This is a genomic window from Mesorhizobium montanum, assembly GCF_033977145.1.
Classification (GTDB): Bacteria; Pseudomonadota; Alphaproteobacteria; order Rhizobiales; family Rhizobiaceae; genus Mesorhizobium; species Mesorhizobium montanum.
Window position 1 is genome coordinate 91596 of record NZ_JAVIJF010000021.1, and the last position, 22025, is coordinate 113620.

General features: G+C 60.8%; 23 protein-coding genes. 10 read left to right on the forward strand and 13 right to left on the reverse strand.

All coding sequences use genetic code 11. The features are described 5' to 3' along the window. The first annotated feature begins 399 nt into the window (after window positions 1-399). A complete protein-coding gene (locus tag RFM68_RS25835) occupies window positions 400-1392 on the forward strand; it encodes a LacI family DNA-binding transcriptional regulator (RefSeq protein ID WP_320235904.1) in 993 nt (330 codons plus the stop codon). A gap of 13 nt (window positions 1393-1405) precedes the next feature. Here RFM68_RS25835 and RFM68_RS25840 read toward each other — a convergent pair whose 3' ends face one another. Together RFM68_RS25840 and RFM68_RS25845 are read right to left on the reverse strand one after the other, a co-directional pair. Then, window positions 1406-2437: an L-idonate 5-dehydrogenase gene (locus tag RFM68_RS25840; protein ID WP_320235858.1), complete on the reverse strand. Its 1032-nt coding sequence runs from the start codon at window positions 2435-2437 to the stop codon at window positions 1406-1408. Window positions 2438-2452: 15 nt separating this feature from the next. Beyond that, window positions 2453-3388, reverse strand: a complete 936-nt coding sequence (locus tag RFM68_RS25845) for a 2-hydroxyacid dehydrogenase (RefSeq protein WP_320235859.1) — start codon at window positions 3386-3388, stop codon at window positions 2453-2455. A gap of 127 nt (window positions 3389-3515) precedes the next feature. Here RFM68_RS25845 and RFM68_RS25850 point away from each other — a divergent pair, with 127 nt between their 5' ends. From RFM68_RS25850 to RFM68_RS25885, 8 genes are all read left to right on the forward strand, one after another. Then, window positions 3516-4283 (forward strand): SDR family oxidoreductase, encoded by a 768-nt coding sequence (locus tag RFM68_RS25850; RefSeq protein WP_320235860.1) that lies wholly within the window; start codon window positions 3516-3518, stop codon window positions 4281-4283. Beyond that, window positions 4252-4827: a gluconokinase gene (locus tag RFM68_RS25855; RefSeq protein ID WP_320235861.1), complete on the forward strand. Its 576-nt coding sequence runs from the start codon at window positions 4252-4254 to the stop codon at window positions 4825-4827. Before RFM68_RS25850 ends, RFM68_RS25855 begins: the two co-directional genes overlap by 32 nt. A 1-nt stretch (window position 4828) precedes the next feature. Further along, window positions 4829-5713, forward strand: a complete 885-nt coding sequence (locus RFM68_RS25860) for an NAD(P)-dependent oxidoreductase (protein WP_320235862.1) — start codon at window positions 4829-4831, stop codon at window positions 5711-5713. Between the two features lie 79 nt (window positions 5714-5792). After that, window positions 5793-7289: a sugar ABC transporter ATP-binding protein gene (locus RFM68_RS25865; RefSeq protein WP_320235863.1), complete on the forward strand. Its 1497-nt coding sequence runs from the start codon at window positions 5793-5795 to the stop codon at window positions 7287-7289. Between the two features lie 20 nt (window positions 7290-7309). Beyond that, on the forward strand, window positions 7310-8365 hold the full coding sequence (locus tag RFM68_RS25870) for an ABC transporter permease (RefSeq protein WP_320235864.1): 1056 nt from the start codon (window positions 7310-7312) through the stop codon (window positions 8363-8365). 48 nt (window positions 8366-8413) lie between these two features. Continuing rightward, on the forward strand, window positions 8414-9349 hold the full coding sequence (locus tag RFM68_RS25875) for an SMP-30/gluconolactonase/LRE family protein (protein ID WP_320235865.1): 936 nt from the start codon (window positions 8414-8416) through the stop codon (window positions 9347-9349). Window positions 9350-9407: 58 nt separating this feature from the next. Beyond that, window positions 9408-10523, forward strand: coding sequence for an ABC transporter substrate-binding protein (locus RFM68_RS25880; RefSeq protein WP_320235866.1), 1116 nt, complete (start codon window positions 9408-9410; stop codon window positions 10521-10523). 124 nt (window positions 10524-10647) lie between these two features. Further along, a complete protein-coding gene (locus RFM68_RS25885) occupies window positions 10648-10980 on the forward strand; it encodes a hypothetical protein (RefSeq protein ID WP_320235867.1) in 333 nt (110 codons plus the stop codon). Between the two features lie 27 nt (window positions 10981-11007). On the opposite strand, the gene RFM68_RS25890 is transcribed toward RFM68_RS25885, so the two are convergent. The 11 genes from RFM68_RS25890 to RFM68_RS25940 all read right to left on the reverse strand — a co-directional run bounded on the left by RFM68_RS25890 (window position 11008) and on the right by RFM68_RS25940 (window position 21269). Then, on the reverse strand, window positions 11008-11451 hold the full coding sequence (locus tag RFM68_RS25890) for an Lrp/AsnC family transcriptional regulator (RefSeq protein ID WP_320235868.1): 444 nt from the start codon (window positions 11449-11451) through the stop codon (window positions 11008-11010). Continuing rightward, on the reverse strand, window positions 11448-12257 hold the full coding sequence (locus RFM68_RS25895) for a phosphotransferase (RefSeq protein ID WP_320235869.1): 810 nt from the start codon (window positions 12255-12257) through the stop codon (window positions 11448-11450). Before RFM68_RS25895 ends, RFM68_RS25890 begins: the two co-directional genes overlap by 4 nt. Window positions 12258-12295: 38 nt before the next feature. After that, window positions 12296-13684, reverse strand: a complete 1389-nt coding sequence (locus RFM68_RS25900; RefSeq protein ID WP_320235905.1) for an aspartate ammonia-lyase — start codon at window positions 13682-13684, stop codon at window positions 12296-12298. Between the two features lie 20 nt (window positions 13685-13704). Next, the gene (locus tag RFM68_RS25905) at window positions 13705-14991 is read right to left on the reverse strand and encodes a trans-sulfuration enzyme family protein (RefSeq protein ID WP_430694930.1); all 1287 of its coding nucleotides are present in this window, start codon (window positions 14989-14991) and stop codon (window positions 13705-13707) included. Window positions 14992-15149: 158 nt separating this feature from the next. Next, the gene (locus tag RFM68_RS33670) at window positions 15150-15440 is read right to left on the reverse strand and encodes a dihydrodipicolinate synthase family protein (protein ID WP_430694931.1); all 291 of its coding nucleotides are present in this window, start codon (window positions 15438-15440) and stop codon (window positions 15150-15152) included. 45 nt (window positions 15441-15485) lie between these two features. After that, window positions 15486-16175 carry an ABC transporter permease gene (locus RFM68_RS25915; RefSeq protein WP_320235870.1) on the reverse strand — a complete coding sequence of 230 codons (690 nt, stop codon included), beginning with the start codon at window positions 16173-16175 and terminating at the stop codon, window positions 15486-15488. 9 nt (window positions 16176-16184) lie between these two features. Next, the gene (locus tag RFM68_RS25920) at window positions 16185-16907 is read right to left on the reverse strand and encodes an ABC transporter permease (RefSeq protein ID WP_320235871.1); all 723 of its coding nucleotides are present in this window, start codon (window positions 16905-16907) and stop codon (window positions 16185-16187) included. 163 nt (window positions 16908-17070) lie between these two features. Continuing rightward, window positions 17071-17841 (reverse strand): transporter substrate-binding domain-containing protein, encoded by a 771-nt coding sequence (locus tag RFM68_RS25925; RefSeq protein WP_320235872.1) that lies wholly within the window; start codon window positions 17839-17841, stop codon window positions 17071-17073. Between the two features lie 44 nt (window positions 17842-17885). Continuing rightward, the gene (locus RFM68_RS25930; RefSeq protein ID WP_320235907.1) at window positions 17886-18665 is read right to left on the reverse strand and encodes an ABC transporter ATP-binding protein; all 780 of its coding nucleotides are present in this window, start codon (window positions 18663-18665) and stop codon (window positions 17886-17888) included. A gap of 133 nt (window positions 18666-18798) precedes the next feature. Beyond that, window positions 18799-20208, reverse strand: coding sequence for an aldehyde dehydrogenase family protein (locus tag RFM68_RS25935; RefSeq protein ID WP_320235873.1), 1410 nt, complete (start codon window positions 20206-20208; stop codon window positions 18799-18801). Beyond that, window positions 20208-21269 (reverse strand): homoserine dehydrogenase, encoded by a 1062-nt coding sequence (locus RFM68_RS25940; protein WP_320235908.1) that lies wholly within the window; start codon window positions 21267-21269, stop codon window positions 20208-20210. The genes RFM68_RS25935 and RFM68_RS25940 overlap by 1 nt, the downstream gene beginning before the upstream one ends. Window positions 21270-21497: 228 nt before the next feature. Between RFM68_RS25940 and RFM68_RS25945 the strand changes: the two genes are divergently transcribed. Beyond that, entirely contained in the window at window positions 21498-21968 is a 471-nt protein-coding gene (locus tag RFM68_RS25945) for an Lrp/AsnC family transcriptional regulator (protein ID WP_320235874.1), read from the forward strand. Window positions 21969-22025 lie beyond the last annotated feature (57 nt).

Here is a 22025-nt window from a genome sequence, read left to right on the forward strand (position 1 = left end):
AAGCCCGGCGTGCCGATGCGATTCCTGTGGGAACGCACGCCGGGAGGTGGCGCGCATTGTTAGCCAAGTCCCTTCGGGTCGAGCCGACGCCGGTGGTCTCGGTTCGTCCCATGTCTTGGCCCATGGTGACACAGTCGCTTGAGAACGCGTGCCCGACAACTTTGCCACTTGGAATCTCTGCGTGCCGCCTGATCGCTGCACTTGTTAAGCTCGCGTGATATCGATAACATTTCCAAGATCCGATTGGATTCGTACTCTACCCCTGCTTGGAACATCGGGTCATACGAGGTGGTAGGAAGTTCGATATCTGTTTTCCCGTCGAACGATGCAGTTGGCTGACGGAGGGCGTTCATGGGCAAAGTGGCTTCGACGATTTCTGATGACAACCATGCGCCAACAATGGCGGACGTGGCGAACCGTGCTGGTGTGTCTGCGATGACCGTCTCGCGGGCCCTTAAGGAAGGCAGCCGGGTTTCGAAGGCCACGCGCGAAAAGATCATGGCCGCGGTCAACGACCTCGGCTATGTGCTCGACCAGTCTGCTGGCAGCCTGTCGTCGCGCAAGACCGGGTTCGTTGCTGCCATCGTGCCGTCGATAAACAATTCGAATTTTGCCGATACGGCGCGCGGCATCACCGACGAGCTGGAGAGCACCGGGCTGCAGCTTTTGCTTGGCTACACGGAGTACACCACCGAGAAGGAAGAAAAGCTGATCGAGGCAATGCTGCGCCGGCGGCCGGAAGGCATTATTCTGACCGGTGGCGCCCATACAGACCGGGCCCGCCGGATGCTGAAGAGCGCCGGGATTCCGGTGGTGGAGACCTGGGAATTGCCGGCCAAGCCGATCGACCAGGTGGTCGGCTTCTCCAATGAGGAGGCGATGGGGCTTTTGGTCAAGACCCTGGCTGCAAAGGGCTACCGAAAATTCGGCTATATCGGCGGCACCACGTCGCGCGACACGCGCGGCAGCCAGCGGCGCGAAGGCTTCATCAAGGCAATCGAGGAACTCGGTCTGTCACCCGGCCATCTGGTGTCGTTCGGCGTGCCGCCGATCTCGATCGAGCAGGGCGGCCAAGCAGTCGTGAGCATGCTTGAGCGCTGGCCAGATACCGAGGCGGTGCTGTGCGTGTCGGATCTGTCTGCCTTCGGTGCCCTTATGGAATGCCAGCGCCGTGGTATGCGGGTGCCGGAAGACATCGCGATTGCGGGATTTGGCGATTATGAGGTAGCCGCTTTCTGCCATCCCGGCATCACCACCATGAACGTCGATTGCTATGGCATCGGTCAGCAGGCAGCGCGCCGGCTGATCCAGGTAATCAGGGGCGGAGAGAAGAAACGAGGGCAGGAGATATTCCTGACCGCCTACCGCGTCATAGAGCGCGGAAGCACCTGACCCGCATCTCGCCCTAAAAGGCGATCTGCACCTTCATCGACTTGTTGCGGTCGCTGGCGACCTCAAAAGCGGCGATCGCCTCATCGAGCGGATAGACCGCGCTCAGCAGCGGTTTGACGTCAACGCGACGGCGGTTGATCAGGTCGACGGCAAGAGCGAACTCGTCGTGAAAACGGAAGCTGCCGCGCATCTCGATCTCCTTGGCGACGATGAGATTCTGCGGGATCGACAGGTCGCCGCCAAGGCCGAGCTGAACCAGCACGCCGCGTGGCTTCAGGACGTCGAGCCCGCCCCGCACGGCGCGCTCATTGCCGGAGGCTTCAAACATCACATCGAAGCTGCCTTTGTCGACATTGTAGGCGGCGAGCTTGTCGCCATCGGCAGCGACATTGATCGTGCGGTCGGCTCCGATCTCCAAAGCCTTCGCTAGTACCCCGTCCATGACATCGGTGGCTACGATCTCGCGCGCGCCGTGGGCTCTTACGGCGAGGACGCAAAGCGCGCCGATCGGCCCGCTACCGGTGACAAGCACGCGCTTGTCGAGCAGCGATCCGGCTCGGTTCACCGCATGCAGCGTGACAGCGAAGGGCTCGGCGAAGGCGGCTTCGTTGATGGAGACGTGGTCGGCGACCTTTTGGCATTGCCACGCCTCGGCGACGAGGCGCTGGCGGAAGGCGCCCTGGATGTGCGGCATCGGCATGGCGCTACCGTAAAAACGCATGTTGAGGCACTGGTTCTGCATGCCTTGCAGACAGTAGCGGCAGCCATTGCAGGGCCGGCTGGGCGAGATTGCCACGCGGTCGCCCACAGCGAGCGAGGACACGCCGCCGCCCAGCGCCTTGACAGTGCCGGCGACCTCGTGACCGACGATCATCGGTTCGCGCAGCCGGATCGCGCCGAAGCCGCCATGGTTGTAATAGTGCAGATCCGAGCCGCAGATGCCGCCAGCTTCGACTGATATCTCGACTTGTCCGGCGCCAAGCGCGCCGAGATCGGTCTCTTCAATCCTCAAATCCTTTGCCGCGTGGATGACGATCGACTTCATGCTGGCGCTCCTTCCTCACACAACCGGCGTCAGCAACGGCCTAGCGCCGAAATGGGCGGCGAGATTGTCGCGGACCAGCTGTCCCATTGCCTTGCGGGTCTCTACCGTGCCACTGGCGTGGTGCGGTTGCAGCACGACATTGGAAAGCCTTAGGAAGCGCTCGTCAATCGTCGGCTCGTTCCAGAACACGTCCAGCCCGGCGCCCTTGATCGCTCCCGATTCCAATGCCGTCAGCAGTGCCGTCTCATCGACCGTGCTGCCACGCGAAATGTTGATCACGATGCCGTCCGGCCCAAGTGCGGCCAATACCGTAGCATCGATGATGTGCTTTGTGCTGTCGCCGCCGGCCAGCGTGACGATCAGGAATTCGCTCGTTCGCGCCAGCTCGACCAGATCGCTGCAGAAGTCGTAAGGCAGGTCGTCTCGCTTTCGCACATCGAAATAGGCGATGTCGCAATCGAAGGCAGAAGCGCGTTTGGCCACTGCCGCGCCGACACGGCCCATCCCCACAATGCCCAGTCTTTTGCCGCAAACGCGTGTGACCAGCGGCATGTTGGCCTTGCGCCATCTGCCATCGCGTACATAGGCGTCGGCCTGGGGAATCTGGCGCGCCACGGCAAGCAGAAGACCGATGCCGATGTCGGCCACGTCCTCGGTCAGCACATCAGGCGTGTTGGTGACGCGAATACCGTTGGCCCTGGCGTAGGCAAGGTCTATGGCATCGGTGCCGACGCCATAGCAGGAGACAATCTCGAGCTTCGGCAGTTTCGCCATCAGCGCGGCGCTGGCGCCAAGCTCGCCGCGCGTGGCGATGGCTCGGATGGTGCCGGCATGGCTGGCAATCAGCGCGTCCTTGTCCTCGACTTGCCAGAGCTTGTGAACGCGATAGGTGCGCTCGAGGTCCTCCAAGTCCCATTCCGGATAGGGGCCTATCATCATTATGTCGGTCATGGCGCGTCCGTTCCCAGGAGTTCATTTTTCCCATTGACTATGTTATCGATAACATACATGTCAATAGGGACTGGCGGGGACGCGACGCAAATCGTATCCGCTTCCGGACATTCCTCGGGAGGACCCCATGGGCAGTTCATTGTTCGACTTGACCGGCATGCGCGCGCTGATCACCGGTTCGGGGCAGGGCATAGGCATGGCCCTGGCGGAAGGGCTGGCCGAGCACGGCGCCGAGATCGTGCTCAATGGTCGCACAGTGAGCAAAATCGAAGCGGCGGTTGATGCGCTTACGGCAAAAGGTTTCAGAGCCCACAGCGCAATCTTCGACGTCACCGATCATGTGGCGGTGGCTAACGGTGTTGCCCAGATCGAGGATGGCGTCGGCGCCATCGACATTCTCATCAACAATGCCGGCATGCAGTTCCGATCGCCGCTCGAGGATTTTCCCGCCGACAAGTGGGAGGAGCTTTTGCGCACCAACATCTCCAGCGTTTTCTTCGTCGGGCAGGCGGTGGCGCGGTACATGATCCAGCGCAAGCGCGGTAAGATCATCAACATCGCTTCGGTTCAAAGCGAATTGGCGCGAACCAACATTGCGCCCTACACCGCCACCAAGGGCGCGGTGCGCAACCTGACGCGCGGCATGTGCGCCGATTGGGCGAAGCACGGCCTGCAGGTCAATTCGATCGCGCCGGGCTACTTCAAGACTCCGCTCAACCAGGCGCTGGTCGACAGTCCCGAATTCTCGGCCTGGCTGACCAACCGCACGCCGGCGGGACGCTGGGGCGATGTCGGCGAACTGGTTGGCGCCGCGGTGTTTCTGGCCGGCCCAGCCTCCTCTTTTGTCAATGGGCACACGCTTTATGTCGACGGCGGCATCACGACCTGCCTTTGAGCCCGCACTCATCGTCGTGATGGGTGTGAGCGGATGCGGCAAGACCAGCGTCGGCATCGAGATCGCCGCGCGGTTTGGCCTTGCCTTTGTCGAAGGCGACACGTTGCACCCGCGTGGCAATGTCGAGAAAATGTCGGCGGGCATGGCGCTGACGGACGACGACCGCCGGCCGTGGCTTGACCTGATCGGCGCTGCTCTTCGTCAGGCACATGAAGAGGGCCGTGGGCTCGTCGTCAGCTGTTCGGCGCTGAAGACCTCTTATCGCGATCGTTTGCGGCGAGCGGCATACGGAGCGGTGTCCTTCGTGCACCTGGAAGGAACGCGCGCGGTGCTCCAGGCCAGATTGGCGGAGCGCCGCGGTCATTTCTTTCCTCCGGCGTTGCTCGACAGCCAGCTCGCCGCGCTGGAGAGTCCTGCCGACGAGCCGCTGGTGGTCAGCGTCGACATCGACGCCCCGGTGGACAGTATCGCGGCTGCGGCGCTGAATGGGCTTAGCACCCTCGGCATCATTCCCGCTGCCAGGATGAAGAGAGAGGCACGTTGAGATGAGCCAAGCAGCCAAAGTCGCCGTGGTCGGCGCCGGCATCATGGGATCGGCGATTGCCACAAGACTGATCGAGACCGGGCAAGCGGTCACGGTGTTTGATCTCGACACAGCCAAGGTCGCGGCGCTGACCGCCAAAGGTGCGGTATCGGCGATGTCAGTCGCGGAGGCGACGCGGGCTAGTGATTTCGTCATCCTCAGCCTCAACCATGCCGATATCGTGCGCGCGGTGGTCTTCGGCGCGGGCGGCGTCGCGGCCGAAGGTTCGCGCGACAAGCTTCTCATCGACATGTCTTCCATCGACCCCGTCGAGACCGCCAATATGGCCAAACGGCTTGCGGATGAAACTCAAATGAAATGGCTCGACTGCCCGCTATCGGGCGGCGTTCCCGGCGCATTGGCTGGCCAGCTGACGGTGATGGCGGGCGGTGAGCCGGCGAACTTCGAACGCGCCCGCGTCTTGATGCAACATCTTTGCGCCAACTACACGCTGATGGGGCCAAGTGGGGCAGGGCAGACGACTAAGCTCATCAACCAGCTGTTTTGTGCGGTGCTGTTCCAGGCGGTGGCCGAAGCGGTCAAACTCGCCGAGGCCGGCGGTGTCGATCCCAGGACCATCCCGGCGGCGCTCAAGGGCGGGCGCGCCGATTCCAGCATCCTGCAGGAATTCATGGCGAAGTTCGCCGCGCGCGACTACTCGCCGACCGGCCGCATCGACAACATGCTGAAGGATCTGGATTCCCTGCAGGCTTTCGCGCTGAAAACCAAGACGCCGCTGCCGATGACCGGCCAGGTGGTCGAGATTCACCGGCTGCTCTGCGCTGCCGGGTTGGGACCGAAGGACTCGGCCGAGATGATGCGCCTGCTCGACGGCAAGACCGACTGACCGGCGGTGCCGAATTAGATGCTTGACGCCCGAAAATGTTATCGATAACATATTTTAGCGATCTCGGGAGGAACGCATTGTGGCCGCAGAAAAACTGATCGAGTTCAAGTCCATCACCAAGCAGTTTGGCGGTACCCGCGCGCTCTCCGACGTGACACTCGATGTCGGCAAGGGCGAGATCCTGGCGCTGCTCGGCGAGAACGGCGCCGGCAAGTCTACGCTAATCAAAACGCTTGCCGGCATCTATAGGCCTGATGGCGGTCAGATATTGTTTCGTGGCGAGCCCTATCACCATCGCCCGTCGCGCCCGAACCAGCGCCAGCCAGTGGCATTCATTCACCAGGATCTCGGTCTCATAGAATGGATGACGGTCGGTGAGAATGTTGGCCTCGCGCAAGGGTTTTCACTGCGCTCCGGCCTCATCGACTGGCGCTCCACGGAAGAACGGGCGCGGGAAGCGCTGAAACTGGTCGGTTGCGATTTCGACCCGACGACCCGCGTCCAGGATCTGTCCCGTACAGAGAAGTCGCTGGTCGCCATTGCCCGCGCGCTAGCCACGGAAGCCGATGTGCTGGTGCTCGACGAGCCGACCGCCAGCCTGCCGGCCGATGAGGTCGATCGCCTGTTCGACGCCATCCGCCCGCTCAAGCAGCGCGGCGTCGGCATGATCTATGTCTCGCACCGGCTCGACGAGATCTTCCGCATCGCCGACAGGGTAGCTGTGCTGCGCGACGGCAGGCTGGTCGGTGAGAAGCAGGTCGCCGACACCAGTCCGGAAGAACTGGTCGAGATGATCGTCGGCCGTCCAGTAAGCCAGGTTTTCACCAAGGCAGAGACCAAGGCCGGGGAAACCATCTGTGCCGTCCGCGACTTGATTTGCCTGGGCGCCGGCCCGGTGTCATTCGAGGTGCGCAAGGGCGAGCTGCTTGGCCTGGTCGGGCTGCGCGGCGCCGGGCAGGAACTGGTCGGTCGTGCGCTGTTCGGCTGTCAGCCATTTGCCGGCGCAGTGACCATTCGCGACGCCACGCCCGATTTGTCGAGCCCGATCACCGCGATGGCGTCCGGCGTCGGGCTGATCGCGCGCGACCGCACCGAGGAATCGATCGCAGCCTCGCTGTCGATCCGCGAAAACAGTTTTCTCAATCCAGGCGCCGGCAGGCGTGGCCTGTTTTCTTTTCTCGCCCCGCACAAGGAGGCAGCCCTTGCGCAGGCCATCGGCGCCTCGGTGGGCTTGCGCCCCAATGATCCAAACCTGCCGATCGAGGCATTGTCCGGCGGCAATCAGCAGAAGGTTGTGGTTGGGCGCTGGCTGCATACCGGCCGTACGTTGCTAATTGCTGAGGACCCCACGGCCGGCGTCGATGTCGGCGCCAAGGCCGAGATCTACCGGCTGATCGGGCATGCGCTCGAAGCCGGGCTCGCCGTGGTGGTCGTGTCGACCGACTTCGAAGAGATCGCCCACATCTGCCATCGGGCCCTGGTGTTTTCGCGCGGCCGCATCGTGCGCGGACTAACCGGCAAAGAGCTCACAACTTCGGCCGTGATTACCGCGGCATCGGCTTCCGAAGCCGCCTGACTTTTCTGGGAGCAAAGCCCATGCAATCGATCGAATCCAGCGCACTTGAACCGACCCGCGGTGAGATGGCCAATCTATCGCTGGGGCAGAAGATCGCCCGGCTTTTGCCCGTCTACGGACTGGTCATCCTGACCGTGCTGTTGATCCTGCTGTTTTCGGTCCTTTTGCCGAACACCTTTCCGACGCTACTCAATCTGCGCTCGATCATCTCCGATAAGGCGATCATCGCTCTGCTGTCGCTGGCTGCGATGATACCAATGGCGTCGGGGCGCATCGACCTGACGGTCGGCTATGGCATTGTCTTGTGGCACATCCTCGCCATCAGCCTGCAGACAATGTTCGGCTTCCCATGGCCGCTAGCGGTGCTGATCGTGTTGCTGCTCGGGGCCGCGACCGGTTTCCTCAACGGTCTGCTGGTAGAAGTCGCCCGTATCGATTCCTTCATCGCCACCCTTGGGACCGGCACCGTGCTCTATGCACTGGCGCTGTGGCACACGGGCGGCAGGCAAGTCGTTGGCGTTTTGCCCAACGGTTTTTATGCGCTGAACGGCACCATGGTGGTCGGGCTGCCAATCACCGGCCTCTATGTGTTGGCCATCGCCGTTGCGCTGTGGATCATCCTCGAATACCTGCCGATCGGCCGCTACGTCTACGCAATCGGCGCCAATCCGAAGGCTGCGGCGCTGAACGGCATTCCCGTGCGCCGCTTCGTCATCGGGGCCTTCGTCTCTTCAGGATTGTTAACAGCGCTGACCGGGGTGCTGCTGGCGTCCAAGCTGCGCATCGGCCAAGCCAGCGTCGGTTTGGAATATCTGCTGCCGGCGCTTGTCGGTGCCTTTCTCGGCTCGACGACTATCAAGCCTGGGCGCGTCAATGTCTGGGGTACGATGACCGGTGTCATCATCCTAGCCGTCGGCATTTCTGGCATCCAGCAGTTTGGCGGCTCGTTCTTCGTCGAGCCGCTGTTCAACGGGGTGACGCTGCTCGTCGCTATCGGCATTGCCGGCTACGCCCAGCGCAAGCGCGGTGCCGCCCAGAACGCCAGGATCAGGAACGCCCAGCCACCCGCGGAATGATCGGCCGCAGCCGCACTCCCGGTGCCGGAACCTATTCGGAATGACAGTATGAGCGACTACGAGATTCTGGACGACCGCTTCGGCAAGCTGATTATCGGCCATGCCAAGCTTGAAAGGCTGTGGACCGGCAGCCGCTGGGCGGAAGGGCCAGTCTATGTACCCTCGGCAAAGCATCTGCTGTGGTCGGACATCCCCAACGACCGGCTGCTGCGCTACAACGAAACGGATGGCTCCGTCAGCGTCTTCGAGACACCGTGCGACTATCAGAACGGCCATACGCTCGATCGCGACGGCCGGGTCGTCGCTTGCGAACATGGCGGGCGGCGCATCTCCCGGCTCGAGCATGACGGGCGCTGGCAGGCGCTTGTCGAAAGCATCGGCGGCAAACGATTCAATTCGCCGAACGACGTCGTGGTCAAGTCCGACGGGTCGATCTGGTTCACCGACCCGGTCTACGGCATCGACAGCCACTATGAGGGCAAGATCGCCAGAGCCGAGATCGGCGGCTCGCATGTCTACCGGTTCGACGCGGTCTCAGGCGAGGTAAGTACCGTCATCACTGACAGGGTGCAGCCGAACGGCCTCGCCTTCTCACACGACGAGAAGACCCTCTATGTCTCAGAGACCGGTGCCAGCCATGTGCCGGGCCTGCCGCGCGCCATTCACGCGTATGAACTCGCTGACAACGGCCGCTCGGTTCGGGCAAGTGACGTCTTTGCCGAGTGTGGGGCCGGCATGTTCGATGGATTCCGCATCGACCGCGAAGGCAACATCTGGGCCTCGAGTGCCGACTCGGTGCGTGTCTATGCGCCGGACGGGACGCTGATCGGCCGGGTGCTAGTTCCTGAACTGGTTTCCAATCTCTGTTTCGGCGGCCCCAAGCGCAACCGCGTCTACATCACCGCGCAGACTTCGCTCTACGCCATCTATGTCAACGCCCATCCGGCCGGTTCCGGCCCGGTGGCCGGAGATATCAGCCGGTGACGCATCACCGATGATCCAACAGTTAAACTCTGAAACGAAAGCAAAGGGAGGTACCAATATGCAACGTAGGACATTTCTGAAATCATCCGCCGCCTTGATGGCCATCACCATCGCGGCTCCAGCTCTGTTGTCCAGCCAGGCGAAAGCCGATGCCATGGCCGACGCCATGGCTGTCGTGCAGAAATATGCGCAGAAAGTCACAGCCTGGGACGGTCCGACCACAGGTCCGAAGGCGCAGCCGGGCAAGACCATCGTCGTTTTGGCCGGCGACCTCAAGAACGGCGGCATTCTCGGCGTCACCACCGGTGTCGAGGAAGCCGCCAAGGCGATCGGCTGGGAGGTCAAGGTGATCGACGGTGCCGGCTCGATCGGTGGCCGCACCGCGGCGTTCGGCCAGGCGATGGCGCTGAAGCCCAACGGCATCGTCATCAACGGCTTCGACGCCGTCGAACAGGCGCCGGCGCTGGAGCAGGCGAAAGCAGCCGGCATTCCGCTGGTATCCTGGCATGCCGGTCCGGTGATCGGGCCCGACGAAAAGAGCGGTGTGTTCGCCAATGTATCGACCGACGCCATGCAGGTCTCCACCGCTGCGGCTGACTGGGCCTATGCCGACGCCAAGGGCAAGCTCGGCGTCGTCATCTTCACCGACTCGACCTATGCGATCGCCATCGCCAAAGCCGACAAGATGAAGGCGGAGATCGAGCGGCTGGGCGGCAAGGTGCTCGAATATGTCGACACGCCGATCGCCGAGACCTCGCAGCGCATGCCGCAGCTGACGACGTCGCTGCTGCAGAAATACGGCGATGCCTGGACGCATTCGCTGGCCATCAACGACCTCTATTTCGACTTCATGGGACCCTCGCTCGCCGCCGCCGGTAAGGCCGGCACCGATGCGCCGATCAACGTCGCGGCCGGCGACGGTTCGGAATCGGCCTATCAGCGCATCCGCGCCGGCCAGTTCCAGAAGGTGACGGTCGCCGAGCCGCTCAACCTGCAGGGCTGGCAGCTGGTCGACGAACTGAACCGCGCCATCGCCGGCGAAAAAGGGTCGGGTTATCTGTCGCCATTGCATGTCGTGACGGCCGATAATGTCGAGTTCGACGGCGGCCCTAACAATTCGTTCGATCCCGGCAATGGCTACCGCGACGAGTACAAGAAAATTTGGGGCAAGTAGGCCCGCATGGCGCGGGCGCTAAAAGCATGCGCTCGCACCGCTACCCAAACGAAACCCCAGCGAGTTCAACAAAGCGCGGGCGATTTCGCCCGCGCGACGACAACATCAGCGCAGGAGCTGTTCAATGATCATCCGCTACGCCCTCTTCGAAGGCGAAATCCATACCGGACGCGAGGAAGAGTTCCGCCGCTTCGTCAAGGAAAGCCTAGTGCCGCTGTGGACGCAGTTTCCGGGCGCGCAGGAAGTGCGCGTTCTGGACGGCACGGGGAGGGACGACGGTGCGCCGGCCTATGCCATGGCGCTGGCTATCCGCTATCCCGATATGGACGCCTGCAACGAGGCGCTTCAGTCCAGCGTTAGATTGCAGAGCCGCGAGGTGACTGGCGAGCTACTCAAGATGTTCACAGGCCGCGTGCATCATCACGTCTTCGAGGCCAACGAATACGCTCCTGCCTGACAAGTCCGGCAGCAATCCATGAAGGTTTCAACGCCGGATCATCGACGATAGCGCGAACGCTGTGAGGGTATCTCGCACACCCGGCAATGCCGAAATCTCTTGCCAGATCTGCCGGATGCGATCTGCCTCCGTCGCCTCCACACGCACGACCAGGTCGAATTCGCCGCTCATTACGTCGCAAGCTATGACCTCCGGGATGCGTCGCAGCGCTTGAATGACATCACCGCCCCGCATACGATCATTGCGATAGACCAACATCATTGCCGTGATCGCCGAAGACACGGGGCGTCCCTCGCCTGCAATGATCGTATATCCCTTGATGAGGCTATCCCGCTCCAGGCGCTCGATCCGCTGGCGAACGGCGTTGCGAGAAAGATTGACCTTCGCAGCCAGTTCCGCGTGCGAGATTCGCGCATTCTTGGTCAGCTCCAAGAGAATGCGCTCGTCTGCGCGGTCAAGAAGCCGTTTCATGCGGCATCAATCTGAGTTTCCCTTAGCCGCAACAAGCCTTGCGCTGAAACAAACGCATTTCCGACCCGAACCGGTAGATCAGAGCCACCGTCCGACACAGCCAAAAAAGTCGCAGCAGCGGCGAGAACGAACGCGGCCAGCGATTGCCGCTCATTATCCTGAAGCGGACGAACGCCGCAATATCCTTTCAGGATTGTCTCCGCGCGGTTCATATCCAGCGCTCCGTCTTGAAGCATCGTCCAGCGAACCAGCACGTTTGCCAATTCTGCGATCAGAACATCGTCGTGGCGAAGCCTGAAATTGATGATGCCACTGACGCTATCGCCGAGAAAAAACACATTGTCCGGAAACAGCGCCCCATGGATCGGCCCCCTTCGCAGGCCCTGTCCATTGCCGGGAGAAGCAGGCATTAGCGTTCGATGGATTTGCGCGATGCGCCGCCCGAGATCGAAACACTTGGCCGGGCTCGCGCAAGCGGACGGCGAACCCTGGACAAAGCCGACGACCGCCACAAGCTTCCCAGCCACACGGATCGTTGCCTCACCGTTTTCGTCGCGGACGGTCCTCGGGCAGGGAACACCCGCGGCCGACAACACTTCCATGGTCCGAAACGCGCGCTCGAGGTCGAACGGCTCAGCGCCGTTTTCAAACAGAGTGACGATGTACTCGCCCCGCTGTGACCGGAAGAGATACGTCGTCTCGGTGTCTCCGTCGGCGATGCCGATTACTGAGGTCAAAGGGGTTATGCCATAAGCGACCGCGATTGAATCGCGGTCATCATCGGAAAGGTCGGTGAATACGGCCATGATCGATGCTTTCGGCGCTAAGCGCGTTGCAACACAGTTCAGGAGGGCTCCGCGACGCCGAAAATCTGATCCAGTTGAGCGCGGCTCAACGAGCCGTCGGCTTCGGCAGCATGGCGAAGGCTTGTGCCGGAGGCGAGCGCCGCCTTGGCCAAAAGTGCAGCCTTGCTGTATCCGACAATTGGATTGAGCGATGCTGCGAGAACGAGCGATTGATCATAGAGAAAGCGGCAACGCTCGGCATCCGCCTCGATGCCGTCGATGCAACGTTCTCGCAGGATATCCATGCCGCGCGCCAGAAGTCGCATGGATTGAAGGATGTTGAGAACGATCACCGGCTCCATGGCATTCAATTGCAATTGTCCAGCGTTCGCCGCCAGCGTCACCGTCAAATCATTGCCGATGATCTGAAAGCTGATCTGGTTCATCATCTCGGGAATGACAGGGTTGACCTTGCCCGGCATGATCGAGGAGCCGGCCTGTCGCGGGGGCAATCTGATTTCACCAAGGCCGGCTCGAGGGCCGCTGGAGAGAAGCCTCAGATCGTTGCATATCTTGGAAAGCTTGACAGCGATCCGTTTCAGCATGCCCGAAAACGACACAAAGGCGCCAGTGTCGGACGTCGCCTCCACTAAGTTGCGTGCCGGAACCACTTCAAGCTGTGAAATTCGCGAAAGATGTTGGCAGGCGCTGGCGCAGAAGCCTGCTGGAGCATTGACGCCAGTGCCGATGGCGGTACCGCCGAGGTTTATTTCGCGCATCAGATCCATGGTTTTTCGAAGCTGAATTACGTCTTCGTCGACGGTCTCGGCAAAGGCGTCGAACTCCTGGCCAAGGGAAATGGGGACTGCGTCCTGCAGCTGGGTGCGCCCGACCTTGGTGATCTCTGCGAATGCCTCACCCTTTCTGCCAAAGGCATCCCTCAGCCTTTCCTGTGCCTCGAGCACAGCGACGCAGCCGCGGAGCACCGTTAGGCGGATGGCTGTCGGATAGACGTCGTTGGTCGACTGCGACAGGTTGACGTGGTCGTTCGGGTGCACCGCGGCGTAGTCGCCCGGCACCTTTCCCATCTCCAGAAGCGCCAGATTGGCGACGACCTCATTCACGTTCATGTTGGTCGACGTTCCGGCGCCGCCCTGCATCATGTCGATCGGGAAATGGCGGGCCAGATCCTCGCAAGTCATCAGTCGATCGCATGCCCGGTCTATCGCATTGGCAATATCGGGAGCCAGCAGTTGCAGGTCTCTGTTGGTTCGTGCAGTCGCCTTTTTGACCATGGCAAGCGATTGGATGAATTCGGGGAAGTCCCGCAGGCTAATTCCCGATACGTCGAAGTTTTCCGCTGCCCTCAGCGTGTGAATACCGAACAGCGCCTCGGCGGGCAGATCCCGCGCGCCGAGCATATCGGTTTCGGTCCGCTCCAATGTCATCATTTCCCCCGGGAAGAGCCTTATGCACGCAGCGCCTGGTCAAGATCCTCGATCAGGTCGTCGACCGACTCCAGGCCGATGGAAAGGCGAAAGACACCGTCTCCGGCGAAGGCGCGGTAGTCGTCGAGCTGTGCACCCCGCAGACCGTAGGTCGATTTCATCATTTCGATCGTATCGAGAAGGACGACGATGCTGCGCTGGTGGCCAAGCGAAAAGGCGTAATGCGCTACGCGGAGCCTGTCAGCGAATTGGGCTGCCATCGCCCGCGGGTCGTCGGTCTGGAACGTCAGAACTCCCCCGAACACATCCATCTGACGCTTTGCCAACGCATGCTGCGGATGGGCTTCCAGGCCGGGGTAAGTGACAGCCTTGATTTTTGGATGTTCGGCAAGGAAGCGGGCGATCTGCATCGCTGATGCGGATATTGTCCGCAGCCTGGGAAAGAGCGTGTCGATCCCGCGCAGGATAAGCCAGGCATTCTGTGCAGACAAAGAGGCGCCGAGATAGACACCGGCGCGTGAGCGGATTTTCTCCACCAGCTGCTTGCGCCCGCACACGGCGCCGCCGAGGGCGTCGCCGTGGCCGTTGATGAACTTGGTCAACGAGTGGATGACGAGATCGATGCCGAGTACGACCGGGCGGGTCGCGACCGGCGTGGCAAGCGTGGAATCGACGGAAACCAGCGCGCCGCGCTCGTGCGCCAGCTTCGCCACTTCTGCCAAGTCCGTCAGGCGCAAGATTGGATTGCAGGGGCTTTCGCAATGGACGAGCCGCGTATTGGGGCGGAAGGCCGCGATAACGTCGCCAATGACCGACATGTTCACGGCTGTCACCTCAATGCCGTAGTCAGGCAGTATCCGGCGTGCCAGCTCGTTGGCGCCCGCATAGCAGACGTCGCTGATGATCAGATGGTCGCCTCCTTTGAGAAAGGTAAGGAAGGTGGCTGCGATCGCAGCCACGCCGGTCGCCGTTGCGAGCGCATCCTCCGCACCTTCGAGTGCGGCCATGCGCTGCTCGAGTTGCCGCACAGTCGGATTGGTCCAGCGGGCATACAGAAACGGCAGAGCCGTCAGGTCCGACACTCCGTCCGCGGAAAAGGTACCGTCACCGGGAACCAACACATTGTTGACCGACATTGAGATGTTGGGCGCGATGGCCTTCGTGATCGGATCGATGGTCAGTCCTCCGTCGAGCGCCAAGGTTTCCCGACGCAGGGCTCCACCGCCGCTTGCGGGGGTCAACCGGGTCATGCGTGCCTTCGAGCGCGAGCTGTCAGTTGCGAAGGGAGATGAGATGTTCGACGACATGGAAGACCTTCCTGCAGAATGCGATTTATGCGGACTCTAATCCGGCCTCAGTATTTGTAACCGCTGATTGGAGCGGAATCTGCGGTTAGAAAGCGTTCGACGGGCCGCCAGCGCGTCCAAATGCATTGCTCCCGTTTTCCGTCGGACCATTCGATCCTTCACGGCATGGAGCATCGCCTCTTCGATCTCCGTGCGAATGACGTGCGAATGGCGGGGCTGACTGTGAAGAGCGGCAACCGAACATCGCCAGTCATACGTCCAAGACGCGCGAGCGCGTTTCCAGCACCTTCTTGAAGTCGCCGCTCAGGCACGCTTGTCTGAAACGCCGCGCGAACGAGGCCATGCGTGCCTTCATCGATCTGCCATTGCACGAGATCCTGAAGGGCTTTCTCGTCGACTTTTCCAGCGCGAAAGAGGGTGACGAGGGCGGCAATCGAACCGGTGAACATGCGTGAATTCCTTGAATTTCGTCCCGTCTGGGCAGAACTGATAGATCAGCGGCGCACGGGAACTTGGGCTTCGACCATCTTGAAGCTGCGGGTGATCAGAAGGGTGAGGAAGATATAAAAGACCGTGACAACGATCAGTGGTTCGTAAACCAGCAGCGTGTCCTGCCTGACCTTGTACGCGACGGCGTAGAGATCCATCACTGTTACGGTGAAGGCGAGGGGGGTCGCTTTCAGTTGCAGGACGACCTCGCCCGCTATCGTCGGCAATGCGATGCGCATGGCGCGCGGCAGCCAGATCCGTCTCAATAGCGTCCAAGAAGTCATGCCGAAGGAGCGAGCAGCCTCAAGCTCGCCTTTGGGGACGGCGAGAAGCGCGCCACGCAACACCTCAGCTTCATAGGCGGCATAGTTGAGCGTGAAACTGAGCGCTGCGAAGAAGAAGCCCTCGCGCACGATCGGCCAGAGGAAGCTACCGCGCAGCCCCGGTACCATCGGCAACAGCGAACCGACGCCGTAGTAAAGCAACCACAACTGGATTAGCAGTGGCGTGCCGCGAAGGCAGGTGCAGTAGCCACGGGCAAACCATTTCAGCCATCTCGGCCCGCTGACCTGCGCGAGCGCGAGGCCGATCGCCAGAATGAAACCGAACCCTACGGAGATGACGAGCAGGAGCACAGTCTGAACCGCGCCTGCGGCAATAAGCGGCCAGTAGGACAATATCCATGAGAAATTCATCGGCCCGTCCTAAACGTTTTTCGGTTGTCCGCGCCGATAGCGGCTCTCCAGCAGGCCGAAAACGACGTTGGAGAGAAGCGTGATGACGAGATAAAGGGCGGCAGCGACGAGGAAGAACACAAAGTAGTGCTTCGTGTTGCCGGCCGCGATCCGCGTCGCGAGCGCCAGTTCCTGATAGCCGACGACCGCGATCAACGCGCTGTCCTTCGTCACGGACATCCAGAGATTGGCAAGTCCGGGAAGGGCATTCGGCATCAAGGCCGGCAGAACGATACGACGAAACCTCAACCACGGACGCATGCCAAAGGAACTGGCCGCCTCGATCTGCCCAACAGGAATCGCGAGGATCGCGCCACGAAGCACTTCCGTCATATAGGCGCCCTGGACGATACCGAGCACGGCGATGGCCGCGACAAAACCGTTGATTTCGATGGCGGGTATACCGAAGCTCGAGAGAATCCGGTTCAGGCCGTCGGTGCCGGCATAATAGAGCCCGATGATCAGGATCAGTTCAGGAATGGCGCGAACCGCGGTCGTGTAGAGGTCGAGAAGAAACAGGACCGGCCGGTTGCCTTTGAGTTTGCCAAGTGCCCCCCCAAGACCGATCAGCATCCCGACAAGGTAAGCACCCAGCGATATCGAGATGGTCGAAAGCGCGCCTTTGAGAAGCACGCCGCCCCATCCAGGCGGATAGGGTGAAAGCATTTCCAGGATCGATTGGGACGACGTCATCTAAGGCCTATCTTGATTTGTCACTGGGAACGAAAGCCGCGAAGCGGGAGGCGCTTCCGTTCCCGGGGACAATCCGGCGGTGCAGCGGGCAATGACCGCGGCAAAAACGTTGGGCAAACACAGGGACAGCGGATGAGGCTACGTCATCCGCCGTGGCCCGCACTCATTTACCGTATGGATCGAAATCGAAGTATTTCTTCGAGATTTCCGCATACTTCCCGTTTGCCTTGACAGCGGCGATTGCCGCATCGAGCTTCTCGCGCAGTGCCTCGTCGCCTTTTCTCAGCCCGCCGCCGATCCCAGATCCGAGGATGGCCGGGTCGTCTTTCACATTGCCCATGTCTTTGCAGCAGTCCTTGCCGAAGTCGGATTTGAGGAATTCCGACAGCGGGATGGAATCGCCGAAGACGTAGTCGATCCGGCCGGCGGCAAGGTCCTGGAAGGCCTCATCGAGCGTCGTATAGGTCTTTTCCGATGCCTTGTCGGCGAAATATTTCTTGTAGTATTCGGACTGGATTGTCGAAACCTGGATGCCGATGGTCTTTCCCGAAACATCGTCCGGCGAAGCTCCGGCCGTGCCATCCTTGGCGCCGATCAGCTTGCTCGGGGTATTGTAGTATTTGTCAGTGAAGTCGATCGTCTGCTTGCGCTCATCGGTAATCGACATCGACGACCAGATGACATCGAACTTTTTCGCCTGGAGCCCCGGAATGAGGCCGTCCCAGGACATATCGACGACCGAGCAGGTTTCCTTCATCTCGGCGCAGACGGCATCCATCAGCTCGATTTCCCAGCCGACCCACTTGCCGGAGGGGTCCTTGGTAAAGAAGGGCGGATAGGGTTCGTTCATGATGCCGAAGCGAACTTCGGCGCTCGCCGTGACGCTTGAAAGCGCGAGCGCGGCCCCTGTCAGCAGGATGGACAGCAATTTCATGCAATTCCCCTTTTTGAGTTTTCGTCAGGTTGGAAACAGGAGGGTCAGCCGCTCAGCGCGCCCGTGAATTCTCGGCAACGGGCGCTTATCGGCGCACCGAAGACTTGAGCCGGCGGCCCTTCTTCTTCGACACGCCCTTGGTGCAGGAACATCACGTGACTGGAGACGTCGCGCGCGAATTTCATCTCATGCGTTACGAGCAGCATGGTTCGCCCCTCGTCCGTGAGATCACGAATAACCTTCAGGACTTCGCCGACAAGTTCGGGATCGAGAGCGGAAGTAGGCTCGTCGAACAGCATCACTGCCGGGTCGACACAAAGGGCACGAGCGATGGATGCACGCTGCTGTTGGCCGCCCGACAGGAAGGCCGGATAGGCGTGTCGTTTGTCGTAAAGTCCGACCTTCGCAAGCAAACTGTCGGCCCGATCGATCGCCTCCCTGCGGCCCATCCCCAGCACATGAACGGGGGCCTCGATGACATTGTCGAGTACGGTCATGTGGGGCCAGAGATTGAAACTCTGAAACACCATGGCCAGGCCGGTCCGGATACGCTCGATCTGCCGCCAACTGGCCGGATGCCCGCGTCCGCCCCGATCAGGCTTCATGAGAACCTCTTCGCCATTGATGACGAAGCGGCCGCGATCTGGAATTTCGAGAAAATTGATGCATCGAAGAAACGTGCTCTTGCCTGATCCTGAGGACCCAATGAGCGAGATGACATCGCCCTTCTGCGCCGACAGCGAAATCCCCTTCAGGACCTCATGCATGGCATAGCTCTTGTGAACATCATCCACGAGCAAGGCAGGAGCAGCCCTTTTCGTCATGCCTTGGTCCCCTGTCGAATTCTTATTGCGTTTTGCCGGATAATATCGGTCCGGCATGCGGCTTTCCCGCGCATTTCTTGCCCGCTGCGCGGAAATTGCGCGACATGACGCCTTTTGTGCGGAGAAAACTGACTTAGGGCCGGTTGATGCAGACGACTTTTGGCTGTGTCATCTCCTCATAGGCAAAGCGCACGCCTTCACGGCCCATGCTGCCATACTTGAAGCCGCCGAACGGCATGGCATCAAACCGATAGTCGGAAGAGTCGTTGATCATCACTCCTCCTGCCTCGATCTGCCCGGCGGCGTCCAATGCGTCGCCGATGTTTCTGGTGAAGACACCTGCGTGCAGGCTGTATTCGGGATCGTTCGCCATCACGATCGCATCGGCGAGCGTGTCGAAAGGCTGCAGCATGACGACGGGGGCAAAGACTTCATCCGTCCACAATCCACACGTCTGCGGCACGCCTTCTAGCACGGTTGGTTGATAGACCGTTCCTGCCCGATGGTGCCCGCAAAGGAGCGTTGCTCCCGCAGCGATGGCCTCATTGACCATCGTCTCGGCGCGTTCGGCCGCCCGTTCCGAAATCATCGGCCCGACATCGGTATCCTCGCGCTCCGGATTTCCGGCAAGCAGATTACGCGTTCCAGCCACAAATGCCTCACGGAACCGCTCATAGAGAGGCGCCTGGATGAGAATCCGCTGGGTGCCGATGCAGTTCTGGCCGGCAGCCCAGTAGGCGCCCGAGACGCACGCATCGACAGCCTGCGCGAAGTCGCAATCCGACATGATGAGGACCGGTGCGTTGCCGCCGAGGTCCATGGCGAGCTTCTTCAGCCCTGCCGTCCTGGCGATTGCTTCTCCGGTCGCAAAACCCCCGGTGAAAGACACCATTCGGACCTCTCTTTCCGAGATGATCGCCCTACCGAGGTCAGGGCCGCCGACAGCGATCGTAACGATCTCCTCGGGCAGGCCGGCTTCGACCAGCGTTTCGACCAGGCGGATCGCCGAAAGCGGGGTCAATTCGGACGGCTTCAGCAAGACGGCATTGCCGCCGGCGATAGCCGGCCCGAGCTTGTGGGCGACAAGATTGAGCGGGTCGTTGTAGGGAGTGATCGCCGCGATGATCCCGAGCGGCTCCCGCGTGAACCAGCCTTGACGCGCCTCGGAACCAGCGTAAGCGTCGAACGGAATAACCTCACCGGCGTTGCGCTTTGCTTCCTCCGCGGAGAGCTTCAGCGTATTGACGCAGCGTGAAGCTTCCTTGCGCGCCTGGACGATGGTTTTGCCGGCTTCCCGTACAATCAACCGGGCAAAATCTTCTCTCTGGCTTTCGACGACGCCGGCAGCCTTTTCCAGTATTGTCGCCCGCTTGTGTCTCGGCAGTGCGCGCGACAACACAGTTCCGATTTTGGCACGAGCGATGAGCGTGCCGACCTGGTCGGCAACCGTGCTTTCGACGCTGCCGATCGTCGTTCCGTCATAGGGATTTCTGACGGTGATCTGTTCGCTGATATCGGCGATCCGCAATTTTGCAGCGGTCATCACGCGGCTTCCTTCTTGTTGGCGGAAGGGCGAGACTGATGGATGGCGATGATATCGGAGAGCAGCGCATAGGCCGTCTCGACCCTGCCTGCGCCGGGTCCGGTCACCGTCACGGCGCCCAGAAGATCCGTCTTGAACGAGATGGCATTGACCGCTCCGCCAACGGCGGCGAGCGGATGATCGAGCGGAAGGCGCTGCGGCGCCACGCGGGCCGCGATGCCGCCGTCGCCGCTCACCGAGGCCGAACCGATCAGCTTCCAGCGATAGCCTTCCCGTGCCGCCGCGTCGATGTCGGCCGCGGTCAGGCCCGAAATGCCGTTGCAGGCAACATCCTGCGGCGTCAGCTTTCCGCCCAGCAGTTCATTTGCCAGGATGACGACTTTCAGCCGGACATCGTGACCTTCAACATCAGCGGTGGGGTCGGCTTCCGCATAGCCGAGATCTTGTGCTTCTTTTATCGACTCCTCCAAGCCGAGTCCGCCTTCCATACGACCAAGAACGAAGTTGGAGGTGCCGTTTAGGATACCCTCGAAACCGTGAAGCCCGGCGCCGGCAAGCGTCCTTTGAGCCATACGAATGACCGGGGTACCGCTCATGACGGCCCCCTCATATTCAAACTTTACGCCGTGCCGTGCCGCCAGTGACTTCAGCTCTGGGGCAGCCAGAGCAACCGGGCCCTTGTTGGTTGTGACGACGTGCTTGCCGGTCTCGAGTGCCCAACGGCAATGGGAGATGGCCGGCTCGCCATCGACCGGGTTGGTGAAGGTCGCCTCGACGACAATGTCAGCCGGCGCCTGCTTGATGACCTTTTCATTGTCAGCCTCGGCACTGCCCCCGGACAGTTGCGCGAACCCGCCCCTGGCGAATTTGGTCTCTACGAGCAAGCGCGCGTCGATACCGTTGGGAGAAATGACCGAGCCGAGATGGAGATCGGTAACGGCGACGATGTTTAGCCGCAAGCCAAGCTCGGCATTCCAACGATCATTGTTTTCGGCGATCATCTGGGCCAAAGCGCGGTTGACACCGCCGAAACCGATGAGCGCGATGTTGTACTGTATCATGCCAGTTCCTCTCGTGAGTGATGGATCGATGATGAACGAGCAGAGAGGCAGATCGAAGCTTGCAAAATGGCCAAAGAATTGGTCACCGTGCACGCTGGGCGGGCAAAATGCCCGGAAACGCACAAACCCATCAGTTATCGCGGGAAAGAAGCGGGCATCGGCCAAATTTTGACGATAGACCGCGGATGTGGACTATAGGCTGCGGCAAGTCACCGGTGCGAGGAGAAGATGGCGGAACTACTGGATCAATTCGACCGAACCATCCTTGAGATCATGCAGCGGGACTGTCAGATGAAGGCGGAAGCCATCGGAGACATGGTTGGCCTTTCAGCGTCGGCTGTTCAGCGCCGCCTTAAGCGGATGCGCGAGGAAGGTATCATCTCCGCGGAAATCGCCCTTGTGGACCGCAAGGTTGCTGGAAGTCCGATGACGTTCATTGTCGGAATGGAGATCGAGCGCGAAAACTATGACGCTCTTTCGAAATTCCGGACCTGGGTCGAGAAGCAGGATCACATACAACAAGTCTACTATGTGACTGGATCAGTGGATCTCATTGCAATCATCACGGCACAGGATGTGGAGCAGTATGACGAGATCACTGCGCAGATCATGTCCCTGAACCCTCAAATCAAGCGAATGCATACCAACGTTGTCCTCAAGGACATAAAATCGGGAATGTTTGTTCCAGTATTGTCATAGGCGGCGCCACTGCTCACAATATTGCGAGATGATGAGGAAGAGGCGCTCTAGCATGAT

Coding starts and splice junctions, on each gene's coding strand:
- RFM68_RS25940 (WP_320235908.1), bottom strand. CDS start 21,269: ATGATACAGTACAACATCGCGCTCATCGGTTTCGGCGGTGTCAACCGC.
- RFM68_RS25905 (WP_430694930.1), bottom strand. CDS start 14,991: ATGTCGTCGAACATCTCATCTCCCTTCGCAACTGACAGCTCGCGCTCG.
- RFM68_RS25890 (WP_320235868.1), bottom strand. CDS start 11,451: ATGAAACGGCTTCTTGACCGCGCAGACGAGCGCATTCTCTTGGAGCTG.
- RFM68_RS25925 (WP_320235872.1), bottom strand. CDS start 17,841: ATGAAATTGCTGTCCATCCTGCTGACAGGGGCCGCGCTCGCGCTTTCA.
- RFM68_RS25840 (WP_320235858.1), bottom strand. CDS start 2,437: ATGAAGTCGATCGTCATCCACGCGGCAAAGGATTTGAGGATTGAAGAG.
- RFM68_RS25915 (WP_320235870.1), bottom strand. CDS start 16,175: ATGAATTTCTCATGGATATTGTCCTACTGGCCGCTTATTGCCGCAGGC.
- RFM68_RS25900 (WP_320235905.1), bottom strand. CDS start 13,684: ATGACATTGGAGCGGACCGAAACCGATATGCTCGGCGCGCGGGATCTG.
- RFM68_RS25895 (WP_320235869.1), bottom strand. CDS start 12,257: ATGGCCGTATTCACCGACCTTTCCGATGATGACCGCGATTCAATCGCG.
- RFM68_RS25880 (WP_320235866.1), top strand. CDS start 9,408: ATGCAACGTAGGACATTTCTGAAATCATCCGCCGCCTTGATGGCCATC.
- RFM68_RS25930 (WP_320235907.1), bottom strand. CDS start 18,665: ATGACGAAAAGGGCTGCTCCTGCCTTGCTCGTGGATGATGTTCACAAG.
- RFM68_RS25875 (WP_320235865.1), top strand. CDS start 8,414: ATGAGCGACTACGAGATTCTGGACGACCGCTTCGGCAAGCTGATTATC.
- RFM68_RS25885 (WP_320235867.1), top strand. CDS start 10,648: ATGATCATCCGCTACGCCCTCTTCGAAGGCGAAATCCATACCGGACGC.
- RFM68_RS25855 (WP_320235861.1), top strand. CDS start 4,252: ATGTCGACGGCGGCATCACGACCTGCCTTTGAGCCCGCACTCATCGTC.
- RFM68_RS25850 (WP_320235860.1), top strand. CDS start 3,516: ATGGGCAGTTCATTGTTCGACTTGACCGGCATGCGCGCGCTGATCACC.
- RFM68_RS25845 (WP_320235859.1), bottom strand. CDS start 3,388: ATGACCGACATAATGATGATAGGCCCCTATCCGGAATGGGACTTGGAG.
- RFM68_RS25920 (WP_320235871.1), bottom strand. CDS start 16,907: ATGACGTCGTCCCAATCGATCCTGGAAATGCTTTCACCCTATCCGCCT.
- RFM68_RS25835 (WP_320235904.1), top strand. CDS start 400: ATGGCGGACGTGGCGAACCGTGCTGGTGTGTCTGCGATGACCGTCTCG.
- RFM68_RS25945 (WP_320235874.1), top strand. CDS start 21,498: ATGGCGGAACTACTGGATCAATTCGACCGAACCATCCTTGAGATCATG.
- RFM68_RS25860 (WP_320235862.1), top strand. CDS start 4,829: ATGAGCCAAGCAGCCAAAGTCGCCGTGGTCGGCGCCGGCATCATGGGA.
- RFM68_RS25870 (WP_320235864.1), top strand. CDS start 7,310: ATGCAATCGATCGAATCCAGCGCACTTGAACCGACCCGCGGTGAGATG.
- RFM68_RS25935 (WP_320235873.1), bottom strand. CDS start 20,208: ATGACCGCTGCAAAATTGCGGATCGCCGATATCAGCGAACAGATCACC.
- RFM68_RS33670 (WP_430694931.1), bottom strand. CDS start 15,440: ATGTTCACCGGTTCGATTGCCGCCCTCGTCACCCTCTTTCGCGCTGGA.